Origin of the sequence: Rhodococcus koreensis (genome assembly GCF_017068375.1) — a bacterium.
In the GTDB taxonomy this organism is placed as follows: Bacteria; Actinomycetota; Actinomycetes; order Mycobacteriales; family Mycobacteriaceae; genus Rhodococcus_F; species Rhodococcus_F koreensis.
The window spans coordinates 4545857-4559156 of the sequence record NZ_CP070609.1; the positions used below are offsets into that span (position 1 = coordinate 4545857).

The 13300-nt window shown below is 66.1% G+C and carries 12 protein-coding genes; 6 read left to right on the forward strand and 6 right to left on the reverse strand.

The window, feature by feature from the left end:
• Window positions 1–51: 51 nt before the first annotated feature.
• Window positions 52–2229, reverse strand: coding sequence for a glutamine synthetase III family protein (locus JWS14_RS20790; protein WP_095865576.1), 2178 nt, complete (start codon window positions 2227–2229; stop codon window positions 52–54).
• Between the two features lie 531 nt (window positions 2230–2760).
• On the opposite strand from JWS14_RS20790, the gene JWS14_RS20795 reads away from it, so the two are divergent.
• On the forward strand, window positions 2761–3249 hold the full coding sequence (locus JWS14_RS20795; protein WP_072943648.1) for a hypothetical protein: 489 nt from the start codon (window positions 2761–2763) through the stop codon (window positions 3247–3249).
• Between the two features lie 232 nt (window positions 3250–3481).
• The gene (locus tag JWS14_RS20800) at window positions 3482–4693 is read left to right on the forward strand and encodes a CaiB/BaiF CoA transferase family protein (RefSeq protein WP_072943646.1); all 1212 of its coding nucleotides are present in this window, start codon (window positions 3482–3484) and stop codon (window positions 4691–4693) included.
• A 127-nt stretch (window positions 4694–4820) separates the two neighbouring features.
• On the opposite strand, the gene JWS14_RS20805 is transcribed toward JWS14_RS20800, so the two are convergent.
• The 3 genes from JWS14_RS20805 to JWS14_RS20815 all read right to left on the reverse strand — a co-directional run bounded on the left by JWS14_RS20805 (window position 4821) and on the right by JWS14_RS20815 (window position 7967).
• Entirely contained in the window at window positions 4821–5891 is a 1071-nt protein-coding gene (locus JWS14_RS20805) for a threonine aldolase family protein (RefSeq protein ID WP_072943644.1), read from the reverse strand.
• 10 nt (window positions 5892–5901) lie between these two features.
• Entirely contained in the window at window positions 5902–6471 is a 570-nt protein-coding gene (locus tag JWS14_RS51775) for an XRE family transcriptional regulator (RefSeq protein WP_072943643.1), read from the reverse strand.
• A 215-nt stretch (window positions 6472–6686) separates the two neighbouring features.
• Window positions 6687–7967: a cation:proton antiporter gene (locus JWS14_RS20815; protein ID WP_072943641.1), complete on the reverse strand. Its 1281-nt coding sequence runs from the start codon at window positions 7965–7967 to the stop codon at window positions 6687–6689.
• A 423-nt stretch (window positions 7968–8390) separates the two neighbouring features.
• Between JWS14_RS20815 and JWS14_RS20820 the strand changes: the two genes are divergently transcribed.
• From JWS14_RS20820 to JWS14_RS20835, 4 genes are all read left to right on the forward strand, one after another.
• Window positions 8391–8672: a hypothetical protein gene (locus JWS14_RS20820; RefSeq protein WP_072943640.1), complete on the forward strand. Its 282-nt coding sequence runs from the start codon at window positions 8391–8393 to the stop codon at window positions 8670–8672.
• Window positions 8669–8950, forward strand: coding sequence for a hypothetical protein (locus JWS14_RS20825; protein WP_072943639.1), 282 nt, complete (start codon window positions 8669–8671; stop codon window positions 8948–8950). The genes JWS14_RS20820 and JWS14_RS20825 overlap by 4 nt, the downstream gene beginning before the upstream one ends.
• Window positions 8951–9130: 180 nt before the next feature.
• Window positions 9131–10294, forward strand: coding sequence for a Gfo/Idh/MocA family protein (locus JWS14_RS20830; protein WP_206014236.1), 1164 nt, complete (start codon window positions 9131–9133; stop codon window positions 10292–10294).
• Window positions 10295–10380: 86 nt separating this feature from the next.
• On the forward strand, window positions 10381–10851 hold the full coding sequence (locus JWS14_RS20835; RefSeq protein ID WP_095865578.1) for an SgcJ/EcaC family oxidoreductase: 471 nt from the start codon (window positions 10381–10383) through the stop codon (window positions 10849–10851).
• Between the two features lie 47 nt (window positions 10852–10898).
• On the opposite strand, the gene JWS14_RS20840 is transcribed toward JWS14_RS20835, so the two are convergent.
• Window positions 10899–12305, reverse strand: a complete 1407-nt coding sequence (locus JWS14_RS20840) for an amidohydrolase family protein (protein WP_206014238.1) — start codon at window positions 12303–12305, stop codon at window positions 10899–10901.
• A gap of 143 nt (window positions 12306–12448) precedes the next feature.
• Window positions 12449–13216, reverse strand: coding sequence for a hypothetical protein (locus JWS14_RS20845; protein WP_143051423.1), 768 nt, complete (start codon window positions 13214–13216; stop codon window positions 12449–12451).
• Window positions 13217–13300 lie beyond the last annotated feature (84 nt).

Sequence of the window (13300 nt, forward strand, 5' to 3'; positions counted from 1 at the left end):
GCTTCCGCCGTAGGTTCCGGACCTGTCTGCGTGCAGATCTACTCCAGTCCGTCAGAGGACGTAGAGCATCTCCTGGTACGTGGGCAGCGGCCAGAGGTCGTCGGCCACGATGTCCTCGAGGCTGTCTGCTGCTGCGCGAACGGCAGCCATCGCGGGCAGGAGGGCGTCCTTGGCATGCGTTGCCTCCGCCAATGCCTCCGATTCACCCTGAGCGGTGAGCGCGGACTTCAACTCGGCGAGCGCGACCCTGAGGTTTGTCAGGGGTGCCGACACGGCTTCGAGCGCGGACAGGTCCGCGTCCACGCCTGCGGCCTTCAGCGCCGCAACGTTCTGCGCCAACTCGGTCTGGTAGCGAATCGCGGCGGGGAGGATCGACGTCTGTCCCAATTCCAGGGTCAGCCGTGCTTCCACACCGATCGTCAGCGCGTACTGTTCGAGACCGATCTCGTAGCGAGAGTGCATCTCCCGGTGGTTGAACACCTGGTACTTGCCGAACAGTTCGACCGCCGATTCGGTGATCAGTTCGGGCAACGCGTCGAGGGTCGTGCGCAGGTTCGGCAGTCCACGCGCGGCCGCCTCGTTCTGCCAGTTCTCCGAGTACCCGTCACCGTTGAACACGACGTCACCGTGGTTGGTGATGATCTCGGTGAGCAGGTTCTGCACCGCGGTGTCGAAGTCGGTGCCGTTCGCGACCGCGGTCTCGAGTTCGGTCGCGATGTAGTCGAGCGACTCGGCCATGATCGTGTTGATCGTGACGATGGGTCCGCTGACGGTCTGCATCGAACCCGGCGCCCGGAACTCGAACCGGTTGCCGGTGAAGGCGAACGGGCTCGTGCGGTTGCGGTCGCCCGGATCGGTCGGGAGCACGGGCAGGGTGTCGACACCGATCTTCATGGTGCCCTTCCCCTTCGACGAGGTGGCCGCACCCTTCGCGATCTGCTCGAACACGCCGGCGAGCTGATCTCCGAGGAAGACGGAGATGATGGCCGGGGGAGCCTCGTTCGCGCCGAGACGGTGATCGTTGGTCGCCGACGCGACGGAGGCGCGGAGCAGGCCGCCGTACTTGTGCACCCCGCGGATGACGGCAGCACAGAAGACGAGGAACTGGGCGTTGTCGTGCGGGTTGTCGCCGGGAACGAGGAGGCTGCCGAGGTCGGAATTGCCGAGCGAGAAGTTGACGTGCTTGCCGGACCCGTTGACACCGTCGAACGGCTTCTCGTGGAACAGGCAGGCCATGCCGTGCTTCTTGGCGATCGTCTTGAGCGTCGTCATCAGCAGTTGCTGGTGGTCGGCGGCGATGTTGCCGCGTTCGAACATCGGTGCGATCTCGAACTGGCCGGGGGCGACCTCGTTGTGCCTGGTCTTCGCCGGAATGCCGAGCTTGAACAGCTCACGTTCGGTGTCCATCATGAAGCCGAGAACGCGCTCCGGGATGGCGCCGAAGTAGTGGTCGTCGAACTCCTGGCCCTTGGGCGGCTTGGCGCCGAACAGGGTGCGGCCGGAGTTGAGCAGGTCCGGCCGGGCGAGGAAGAAGTGCCGGTCGACGAGGAAGTATTCCTGTTCCGGTCCGCAGAACGAGACGATGTTCTCGACGTCGTCGTGGCCGAAGAGCGTCAGGATGCGTTCCGCGTGGACACCCATCGCCTGCTGCGACCGCAGCAGCGGTGTCTTGTGGTCGAGCGCGTCCCCGGTCATCGACACGAACACCGTCGGAATGCACAGGGTGTTGCCGTTCGGGTTCTCCAGCACATACGCCGGGCTGGTGACGTCCCACCCGGTGTAACCACGCGCCTCGAACGTGTTGCGGAGCCCGCCGTTGGGGAAGCTCGACGCGTCGGGCTCGCCCTGGACGAGCGTCTTACCTGCGAATTCGGCGAGCGCCGACCCGTCACCGACCGGGTCGAAGAAGCTGTCGTGCTTCTCCGCGGTCAGGCCCGTCAGGGGGTAGAAGACGTGCGCGTAGTGCGTGGCGCCCTTCTCGAGTGCCCAGTCCTTCATCGCCGACGCGACCGCGTCGGCAACCATCGGGTCGAGAGGCTTGCCCTTCTCGATCGTGGCGATGACGGACTTGTAGACCGACTTCGGCAGACGCTTCTGCATCACGGTCTTGCTGAACACGTTCTGACCGAAGATCTCGCCCGGCTTCTCGTCGTCGACGAAACTGACGGCCGGGGGCACGTAGGCCTCGACGTCCTTGATCGCCTGCAGACGGACGGCATTCCCACTCATGTGTTTCTCCCTCGCGTGTACCCCGCGGATGAGGTGGGGGTGCGTCGGGGCAACACTGTACGAACGGAACGTAACGTGAATGTTTCGTGCAGATTTCTCGGCCGTGTCAGACCGCCGTGACGGTGCTCACGCAGAGTCCCCTGAGGATAAGGCCCACAGCAAAACTACACCGTTCGGATTCGGTCCGTCGGTTGAGGCCGTCGCCGGCCGGCAGGGGCGGGAACGTCGAGCCCTCGACGGAACTTTACTTGCGCTTTACCTTATTTCGCGATAGCGTCCAATCAGTTGCAGGCGAAGCGAATCGCGAATTCGCCACCTCCAGACCGAGGTGAGAGTCCGCCCATCGAGGGATCGGGCGGTGTGCCCGTACGCAGCGCGCCGACGTCGAATCGAATTCCGTCGGACGCCGCTACACGGGCGGTGGACCCCACCGGTCAGCTTTGGGCGGCCGGGACCGGTGGGGCCATACCGGCGACTGGGAGTGATCCACCGCGCTGTGTGGCGGTGCCCCGCACCGGGCATTCTCGAAGTATGGGATCGAACGCGGGCAGCCCCACCAGTTCGTCGGCCGCGGCAGTCGGCGGCCGGCTGATGCAACTGGTCGGTGACCGCGACGTCGTCCGGTTCTCGGGCGAGATATCCCGGGTGTGCGCCGAACCGCCGGCTGTCGGAGAGCAACCGGAGTACGGCGACGTGCTCGCCTGGGTCGTCGATGCCATCGTCGGCGTGGTCACCGCGCGTTTGGGCGCCGCGCGACCGGGGGAGAGGTTCATCCTCGACCTGCGCTTCACGGACGGCGGGTTCGTCGACGTAGACGCCCTCTCGGCGTCGGAGCGTTGGGTGCTGCGGACGGTGTCGGCGTTCCTCGCCGAGGATCTCGCCGAAGCGCAGCGGTCGCTGACCGCTGCCGAGCAATTCGACGTGACCATGCGGGCGGAGACGCTCTCCGATGCCCTGATCTGGCTCGACTTCGTTCTCGACGTCGACCTTCCCGACCCTCCCGACGTCACCACCGCATAGCGGGGCGGTCAGTCCGGTGTCCTCGCCTCCGCCGGTAGAGGGCACGGCAACGCCGTGAATCCGCGATCTCGTTCAGCGGACTCTCACAGCGCTCCCCGGATCGGATTCTGTGGTGTTCCGCTTTGGAACACCCGCGTCGTGGGGCGGTGGTCGATCCTGGAGTCACCATGCCGGGTAGCCGGCACCGAACGCTCCGTCTGCGGCGTGCGGTCCATCATCAGGAGAATTTCACGTGACCTCAATTGTGACTTCGACGGCGCGCCGGGACCTTCCTCTCGACGGGATCACCGTGGTCAGCTTCGAGCAGGCGGTGGCCGCCCCGATCGCCACCCGGCACCTGGCCGATCTCGGAGCCCGCGTGATCAAGATCGAACGTGTGGGGGAGGGCGATTTCGCCCGCAACTACGACACCGCCGTGCACGGCCTCGCCTCCCATTTCGTGTGGCTCAACCGGGGCAAGGAGTCGGTCTGCGTCGACATGAAGTCAGCGGAGGGGCTCGAGGTGATACGTCGGCTCCTCGACCGGGCCGACGTCGTCGTCCAGAACTTTGCTCCCGGCGCGATGGAACGTCTCGGTCTCGGCGCCGACGCCTTGCGCCGCGACCGCCCCGAACTGATCGTGGTGAACATGACCGGCTACGGCACCGCAGGCCCACTGCAGGCACGTAAGGCGTACGACATGCTGGTGCAGGCAGAGACCGGTTTGTGCTCGATCACCGGCACCCCCGAGACGGCAACCAAGACGGGAATTCCAGCCGCCGACATCGCCGCCGGCATGTATGCGCTGACTGCGGTGCAGGCAGCACTGTTTCGGCGCGAACGCACCGGTGTGGGGGCCGCGGTGGATGTGTCCATGTTCGACGCGACCGTCGAATGGCTCGGGCACCCCATGTACCTGCAGATGTACCAGGACACTCAAGTCGAGCGGATGGGTCTGAGTCACGCCTCGATCGCACCGTACGACGCGTACCCGACCGTTGATGGGCAGATCCTGATCGGGGTGCAGAACGACCGCGGCTGGCGGGCGCTGGTCACCGAGGTGTTCGGCAGATCCGATCTTGCGGAGCATCCGAAGTTCGCGACCAACATCCTGCGGGTGGAGCACCGACCCGAAACCGACCAGGTCGTCGCCGAGCACACCCGCCGTTTCGACACCGAGGAACTGGACAAACGACTCGCCGCGGCAGGCGTGCCCGCCGCCCGCCTGAACGGAATGAGAGACCTCATCGACCATCCTCAACTGTCCGAGCGTGCCCGGTGGCGGGAGGTCGACACCGCCGCCGGGCCAGTGCGAGCGGTACTGCCGCCGATGACGTTCACCGATGTCGAACTGCCCATGGGACCTGTTCCCGCCCTCGGTGAGCACACCGACGCCGTGCTCAGCGAACTCGGCCTCACCGACACCGCGATCGCCGGACTTCGCACCGGAGGCGCCGTCGGTTAGCCTCCCGTCCCGCAGCTGAGATCGCATGGCTCAGCGCATCGACGAAGGCAGATCCGATGGCGGCCACAGAGGTCTCGTGGCCACCAAAGGCGTTGTCGCGCTGAGGCGGTCTATCGTTGCTCTCGCCCTACAGCACAGATCGGTACCCGCGCGTAAGTTCGGTGACCGAAGACACAAGCGTGTCGATGTCCGATGAGTGATGGGCGAAAGACGTCACGAACCGAACGACTCCCGGCTCCCAGCGGTCGCCGTAGAAGGCGTACCCCTGAGCCCTGAGATCAGCCGACAGGTGATCGGGGAAGTGGCAGAACAGAATGTTGGCGCCGCTCTTGCTCAGGATCTTCACGCCGGGGAGGCCTGCGAGGCCGTCGCGCAGTCTCGTCGCCATGTCGTTCGCGTGGCGTGCATTGTTCAGCCAGAGGTCGTCGTCGAGGTAGGCGCCGAGTTGCGCTGTCTGGAAGCGCATTTTGGAAGTGAGTTGACCTGCACGCTTGTGGCGGTATTGCAGTTCGGTAGCCAGCCGGCCGTCGAACGAGATCACGGCGTCCGCGGTCATCGCGCCGTTCTTCGTGGCACCGAACGACAGGATGTCCACTCCTGCCTTCCAACTCATTTCGGCCGGGGTCGCCCCGATGGCGATCAAGGCGTTGGCGAAACGGGCACCGTCCATGTGGACACGAAGACCCGCTTCGTGCGCGATCGACGACAGTTCCGCGAGTTCGTCCAGACTGTATGCGCTGCCGGACTCGGTTGCCTGCGTGAGGCTGACGACGGAGGGCTGCACGCTATGGACATCTCCTCTCCTCCGGCCCACTGCTGCGCGGAACAAGTCCGCGTCGATCTTGGAATCCGGGCCGTCCACCAGGATTGATCTCGCACCATTCGTGAAAAACTCCGGTGCGCCTGCCTCGTCGTTGTTGATGTGAGCGTCCGGGTGGGACAGGACTGCGCCCCACGGAGGCGTCAGAGCGGACAACGCGAGTCCGTTCGCCGCCGAACCGGTGCCGACCGGGAATACGTCGACGTGATGGTCGAAGACGTCGGCGAACTTCGTCCGCACCGACTGCGAAAGCTCGTCATTGCCGTACGGCGCGGCCAGGCCCTCCGCTGCTGCCGTCATCGCGGCGAGGATCTGGGGGGACGCGCCTGCAGCGTTGTCACTGAGGTATCCCTGCAGGGGTGTGGCGGCCGAGGTCATGGATGACCTTTCAATTCGATACTGGAACAATGAATGTCACGGTCAAGTCAACTGGCTCGTTCGACGTGACGTACACGTGCGGCGCGTCGCCGGCAAAGGCGAGTAAGTCGCCCGGTCCCAGCGCGGTGGGGTTGTCCACGGGTCCTGCACGAAGGTGCCCAGACGAGATAAAGAGCTGCTCGACTGTGCCGTCTGCGTGAGGGAGGCCTGTGCTGGAGTGGTTCGCGGGTAGTCGCATCCGCCATATTTCGACCGAATGCCCGCCGCTGATCCTGCGGAGAAGTTCACGCTTCACCTCGCCCGACTCGACGCCGGTTCCTCGCAGATGGAGTGGCCCAGGGTCTCGATCGCCGGAAATGAGGTCCGTGAGCGGAATTCTGAGTGCCACCGCAAGCGAATCCAGGGTAGTGATCGTCGGGTTCCCCGTACCTGATTCGAGTCCCGACAAGGTCGCTTTGCTGATCCCTGCGCGGCGTGCGAGCTCAGCTGCGGACATTCCGCGTTGGGTTCGCCGCATCACGATCTGTTCACCGATGGCGGCGCACCTGTCGTTCACCGATTGCCCCTCGGGTCCGGGCATACCCACACCTCGATCTGGCAACCGTCACTTGGACTCGGCTCACCATTGCGTTCGGTAAAGTGAACTATTCGTTCAGTGTAATGATCGTCGCGCTGGCGGGCAACCCGTCGCTGAGCTGCATTGCGTGGCGTTCCCGGAGCGGATGAGGGGCCGCTGACACTGGAGAAGGTGCCGGCGGCCCTCTTCATTTTGCCCACCGGATGGTTCCGCTGTTGCTAGCCGCCGTCGTCCACGCGAGGACGGACATCGCCCGGCCTCTCCCCGGACGCTTCGATGTGGAGGGTCTCCGGCCGGGGATGCCCCCGGAACCAGGCCGCGTAACGATCGGCGAGCGGCGCGGCGGTGAGTCCGTGGGCGAGGACCGAGACGCCGATGGTGACCAGCGCGGTCGTCAGCAGCAGGTTTTCGTGCGGGAGTTCGCCCGACTCCTCGACGATCAGGACCACGAAGACGATGGTGGCGAGCCCGCGCGGGCCGAACCAGCCGAGAAAGGCGATGGTCGGCCCCCGTGCGTGCAGGCCGACGAGGGAGAGCGCCACCGGCACCATCCGCACGACGGTGAGGCTGAGCGCCGCGTAGACGAGCACCTGCCACGACAGGTGACCGAGCGCGGGGCCGAGCAGCACCGCACCGAAGACGATGAAGGTCACCGCGTTGAAGAGATCGCCGGACTCCTCGATCATGTGCGAGAGCTCGCCCCCCGCCCGCCGCCGAATGGCACCGAAGGCGAGGCCACCGACGAACGCCGCGATGAAACCCGACCCGCCGAGCGGAACGGCGATCGTGTACGCGAGCACGGCGGCGGCGACCGGGACGATCTGGATCCACAGCGGGTCGATCGCATCGCGCCGGCCGGCGACGACCACGATTGCTGCCGCGACCGCTCCGGCGCCCAAGCCGGCGAGGATGCCGTAGCCGATCTGCTCGGCGACCAGGATCGCGGCCGAGCCACCGCCGATCGCCCCCGATTCGGCGCGGGCGATCGCGAGGACGATCAGGAACAGTGGCACGCAGATGCCGTCGTTGAGTCCGCTCTCGACGTTGAGGCCTTGCCGCACCCGCGTCGGTAGAGAGGGCAGCGTCACGACCGCCTGTCCGAGCGCCGCGTCGGTCGGCGCCAGGATCACCGCCAGCAGCAACGCCTCCGGCCAGCCGAAATCGTCGAACACGAGCACCGCGGCGCCGAAGCCCGCGGCGATCGTCAGCGGCAGTCCGAATCCGAGAAGTCGTGCCGGGAGCGCGATCTCGGGACGGAGCGCGGTGAGGTCGACGTTCGACGCGTCGGTGAAGAGCACGAGCGCGAGCGTCACCTCGGCGAGCAATTTGATGATCTCGCCCGTGACGTCCACCTCGATCAGGCCCACCCCTTCCGCACCCAGCGCGAGTCCACCCACCGTGAAGGCGATCGGCGCGGTGAGCGGGGTACCCGCAACTTTCCGGGAGATCGCGGCGAAGGCGAGCAGCATCGCGGCGATCGCCGGTATCGCCCAGGTCATCGCGTCCCTACCCCGGCAGGGCGGGGCGGCGAGGCCACCGCGGCGGATCCCACTTCGTCGAGCGCGGGATCACCAGTGAACGGCTCGTTCATGACCTTGGCTCCTCATCGGGTCTCGTGCATCCAGCCAAGCACGACGAACCCCGCGTTCACCATGGTTTGACCGGATCGCTGCGCTGGTCCAGCCGTGAGGGCCAGAGGACTACCTCGCGGCCGGAGCGCGGGCCATGTACGAACACGAACACGATCTCCTGCGGCGACGTGAGAGCCGTCCTGGCCCCCCTTCAGCCTCGCCGGCATCGTGTCCGCACCGAACGCCGCGTCCGGCGCGAGATTCGCGTAGTCGACTACTCGGTCCAACCGGCGCAGGTCGCCGTACGGTCGGTCCTGTATCGCATTCGCGAATCGACGAAAGGACACTGAAATGGCTTGGTCGACAACGCCGCAGGGGCTTTTTCTCGCCGCTGGTCAGGCGAATCAATTCTCCTTCTCGTTCGGGGACATCTGGAAGGGGCCGCAGTTGGCGACGCCGAAACTCGATGCCAGTCAGGGTGGTGGCGGCACGAAGGTCCTGGTGACGCAGTGGCAGGGCACCGCCAACGAACCGGTATTCGGCGGCCCCAGCAGGCAGTGGTACGCGCTCGGCATTCATAACAGCTCGAATTCGGGCATCTGGTTCCATCTCGAAGGAGGCGTACTCGCATGACGACACAGGAATCACCGAAGGTGTCCCACGTGCAGGTCCTGGCGGACGACAGCGGCAGCATTCTGGCCGCCGTCATGCGGACCGCGGGGGCGGACTCGATCCCGGACTCGGGTGAGGACGTTGCACCCCAGGTCTCGCTTCTCGCCTCGGAAGGGCAAGTGTTGCATGAAGTCTCCGTCTCCGGAGCGTCAGGGGAGGAGATGTTCGAGTCGCTCGATCAGTGTGTGATTCGGGTCGATGCCGGCGTCCCGACGCTGGTGCGACGCGCGGACGCATAGCCGTCGAGGAAGGCGAGGGGAACGCTGGTCCGGGGGCCGGCGGTCCCCGCCCTGCGCCGAGCGGAAACCCATCAAATTCCCCTCGAGAGCTACTTTGTCCGCACAAACGGTTGACTTCGCTGCCGGCGCACAGCACTGTCGTAGAGACACCCGCCGCGCCGAGTAGTTCCGGAGTCGACCTTGACCAACGCCCACCCCACCGAGATCGCAGTTGCAGTGGCCGGATTCGGCTGGATGGGCCGAGTGCACACGAACGCGTATCTGCGGCAGCGCCACCACTTCCCGGAAGCCCCGACGATCCGGCTGGGCGCCGTCGCCGACGAGGTACCCGGTCGCGCCGAGGAAGCAGCCGCCCAGTTCGGGTTCGGCGCAGCGTTGACGGATTGGCGCGACATCGCCGCCGACGAGAACATCGACGCGGTCAGCATCACCGCACCCAACTTCCTGCACCGCGAGATCGGCGTCGCGATGGCCGAGGCGGGCAAACACATCTGGATCGAGAAGCCGGTCGGGCTCTCGTCCGAGGACGCGAAGGCTGTTGCTGCCGCCGTCGAGAAGGCCGGCGTCCAGTCGACCGTCGGGTTCAACTACCGGCACGCACCTGCCGTCGCGATGGCACACGATCTCATCGCCTCGGGCGAACTGGGCACCATCACACATTCACGGTTCCGTTTCCTCAGCGACTACGCCGCACATCCGGACGGCGCGCTGAGCTGGCGTTACGAGAACGCGCGCGGTGGGTCGGGCGTGCTGGGCGATCTCGCCTCGCACGGCGTCGACCTGGTCCGGTACCTGCTCGGGGACATCGACGCCGTGGTGGCCGACACTGCCGTCTTCATCCCGCAGCGCGCCGTCCCGAGGGGGGCCACCAGCGGGCATGCGCGCGCCACCGGCGGCAAGTTGGGAGCGGTGGAGAACGACGACTTCGTCAGCGCGCTGGTCCGTTTGGCATCGGGCGGACGGGTGACACTGGACGCCAGCCGCGTGGCCGTCGGCGAGCAGAACAACTACGGGTTCGAGATCCACGGCACGAAAGGTGCGGTGTACTGGGACTTCCGCCGGATGAACGAACTCGGCACGAGTCTCGGCAGCAGGTACCAGGACCAGCCGGTCACGACGGTCTGGGTGGGACCCGACGCCGGGGCATACGCCCGCTTCCAGCCGGGTTCCGCGTCCTCGATGAGCTACGACGACCTCAAGGTCATCGAGGGAAACAACTTCATCACGTCGATCGTCGACGGAAAGCCCCAGGGCGCAACGATCGCCGACGCCGTCGCCGCGGCCGAAACCCTCGACGCCATCACGGCATCGGTCGCATCGGGTGCGTGGGTCGGGGTGCGCTGATCCGATCCGCGCCGTGTGGTCGCGGGGTTACGCTTGATCGGTTGGCGGGTCGTTCCCGTACGCGCCCCTTCTCCGCGGAGGTTGGTATGAATGCCAAACCGTTCGGCATAGGCATTGCGATTCTCGCGTTGACGATTTCGGTGGTTTCGTGTTCGTCGGATACTTCCTCCGACAGCGAGGACAGTTGTGTCCGCGCGAGTGACAGTGAGCTGGATGCGCTTTTCACGAGTTGGAACGATGCACTGGTCTCCGGCGACGCGAGCCGGGTGGCCGCGCTGTACCGGCCGGACGCGATACTGCTGCCGACTCTATCGGTGCCCATCGCCGACACCCCGGAGGAGATAACGGAGTATTTCGTCAATCTGATCAAGGCCGATCCCACGGCCCGGATGGAAGAAAGCTACAAGTATTCGGACTGCGACCTGGCCTACAACGTGGGCCGCTGGGTGATCAACGCCAACGGCCAGGACGTGGCAGCGAGGGTCACGTGGGTGTACCGGTACGAAGACGGAAAGTGGCTGATCGCCAACCATCATTCGTCGGTGAACCCCAGCTGAGGCGACGCGGTGGTGGCCGACCCGCAAGGCCGGCCACCACCGTCGGTTCAGGACGACTTGGCGCGTTTACCCGCGACGTACACCTCGGTGATGGACGTCTCGCGGATCCCCATCAGCAGCGCGAACAGGGTCTGATCGCGGGCGAGTTCGGGGTCGGCGGACCGAAAGGCGTTGCGCAGCAACCCGTCGAGTGCGGGTGTGCCCGCCGGGCCGACGACGACGAAGTCGGCTTCCTTCCCGAGGTCGAAGTTGCCGAACCGGTTCTCCATGTCCAGTGCCCGGGCGCCGCCGAGGGTGCCGACGAACAGCATCTCGGCGGGATGCATCGACACCCCGTCGTCACCGGGCTCGGTGATGTGCACCTTGAACGCGTCGCCGAGCACCCGCGGAATCAGCCATTCGTCGCCGCCGCCGAAATCGGTTCCCACGGAGATGGTGACACCCGACGCGACCGTGCGCTTCCACGGCATCGTTCCGGATCCCAGGAACAGCTGTGAGATCGGACAGTGTGAGACCGACGTACCGGTCTCGGCCATCCGCTCGAGCTCGACGTCCTGGCAGTGCACGCAGTGCGCGAGGATCGTGCGCCTGCCGAGCAGGCTCTTTCCGCCGACCGCCGAGCCGGGCAGGAACTTCCCGTCGTAGGTGTCCAGGTACGAGTTCACCTGGTACGTCTCCTTGGTCGAGTCGACCTCGCCGGTGCCGGGACGGTTGTTCTCGTTGAGATGCGAGTGCACGTACACCCCGCGGTCGCGCACCTCGTCGTAGAGTTCCCCGAGATTTTTCAAGGTCTCCGTCGTCACCGACAGCGAGAACCGCGGGATGATCGCCACGTGCAGCAGTGCGGTGTCGACGTCGCCGGTGTCGGCGCCGTGCCACTTGTCGATCTCCTCGCGGGTGAGCCGGATGGCGTCCTCTTCGGACGTCATCAACGGCTGGGCGGTTTCGTCACCGACGGTTTGAATTCCGCGGCCACTCACGATGCGCAGGCCGGCCTTCTGCGTCTCGGTGAACAACGCGTCCTGGGCGTGCGGAAACGCCGAACCGAACACCATGGCGGCGGTCGTGCCCGCCGAGATGCGCCGGTTGGTGAACTCGACGGCCGCCTGCTGCGCGAACTCCGGGTCGGCGAACTTCGCCTCCGACGGGAACATGCACAGGGTCAGCCACTCCAGAAGTTGCCCGCCGCCGTAGGAGTCGCCGGCGTACGTCTGAGGGAAATGGACGTGGGTGTCGACGAATCCGGGCAGCAGAAACCCGGGCCGGTGGTCGTACACGGTGCCGGACTCGTATTCGAACGGGAGCTCGGCGCGGTCACCGCAAAACACGATTCGCCCATCGTCGTCCAGCACCAGGGCGCCGTCGGGTATCGAAACCAAGGCGGCCGCGGCTTCGGTCACTTTCGGCGCGCCTGCGATGTGGAAGATGTGTCCGAGGTGGAGGTGCGTGGCCATGCGTGAACTCCCGTCGAGTGGTAACGGATCATGCGATGAGAAAACAGCCCACACCTACAATGCCACCGATCAGACCTGGATCGCGGCCGAACAGACCAAGCCGTCTGCGTCGGATTCTGCGCGCCCGGCGGTCACCGCAACGGTCAGCGGGCCTCGACGAATCGGCGGATGACCTTGTCCCATCCCAGCGACTCGAGGAGTTCCGCGGCGGCCGCCCGCGAGGTGAGTGGCCGAAGAGCGTCGATGTCGAGGTCGCCGCTGGTGCCCAGGACGTCGTCGAGGCGCAGGCAGTCGACGTATCCGTAGTCGGACCAGGGTTCCACGTGCCCGTCCCAGTCCGCGACGTCGGCGTACGGGCCGCCGAGTCGTAGCTTCCCGCTGCGGTGGATCATCACGTACCGGGGCACCACCTGCATCGTCTCGTCGGCGGTGGCGAGGGTCGTTGCGGGGTCGGCAGCAGGATCCGCGCCCGCGAGCCGACGGTCGTAGGAGGCCGTCTTGACGGTTGCGACCTCGACCAGCGCCCGCACGTAGATCCACCGTGCTCGTTCGACCGAGCCTGCCCACGCCGATTCCTCGTCGGCGCAGGAGAACACGTTCTCGGCGGGGGTCCGGATCAGCAGCCGCGTCCCCACCCGCTCGTGGTCGACGACCAGGTCGCCGTCGACGAGCAACTCGCCGTCGTACTCGCGGACCCCGGTGATCGTCGCGACCGCCAGCACCTCGTCGTCGGGCGCGGTGACGAACAGTTCATGTTCGGAGAAGACGCTCCCGGCGTCGCCGGAAAAGGGGCCCCGACCTCTGGTGAAGGCCTCCTGCTGGGTCAAGCCGGCCCGGAACCCTGCTTCGGTCGTCCCCAACGGATGATCGCGCATCTCCCGCAGGTCGCCGAGTCGAAGCCTCAACGTCACAGGTAGTCCTCCCCGTTCATCTCCGGCGCACCGCAGGCCGACTCTATGATAGCCGTTGACCTGCGGTGATTCCTCACCTGCGCA

Excerpts from the sequence above, each read along its gene's own strand:
- JWS14_RS20790 (WP_095865576.1), bottom strand. The coding sequence starts at position 2,229 with ATGAGTGGGAATGCCGTCCGTCTGCAGGCGATCAAGGACGTCGAGGCC.
- JWS14_RS20795 (WP_072943648.1), top strand. The coding sequence starts at position 2,761 with ATGGGATCGAACGCGGGCAGCCCCACCAGTTCGTCGGCCGCGGCAGTC.
- JWS14_RS20805 (WP_072943644.1), bottom strand. The coding sequence starts at position 5,891 with ATGACCTCGGCCGCCACACCCCTGCAGGGATACCTCAGTGACAACGCT.
- JWS14_RS51775 (WP_072943643.1), bottom strand. The coding sequence starts at position 6,471 with ATGCCCGGACCCGAGGGGCAATCGGTGAACGACAGGTGCGCCGCCATC.
- JWS14_RS20815 (WP_072943641.1), bottom strand. The coding sequence starts at position 7,967 with ATGACCTGGGCGATACCGGCGATCGCCGCGATGCTGCTCGCCTTCGCC.
- JWS14_RS20820 (WP_072943640.1), top strand. The coding sequence starts at position 8,391 with ATGGCTTGGTCGACAACGCCGCAGGGGCTTTTTCTCGCCGCTGGTCAG.
- JWS14_RS20825 (WP_072943639.1), top strand. The coding sequence starts at position 8,669 with ATGACGACACAGGAATCACCGAAGGTGTCCCACGTGCAGGTCCTGGCG.
- JWS14_RS20835 (WP_095865578.1), top strand. The coding sequence starts at position 10,381 with ATGAATGCCAAACCGTTCGGCATAGGCATTGCGATTCTCGCGTTGACG.
- JWS14_RS20840 (WP_206014238.1), bottom strand. The coding sequence starts at position 12,305 with ATGGCCACGCACCTCCACCTCGGACACATCTTCCACATCGCAGGCGCG.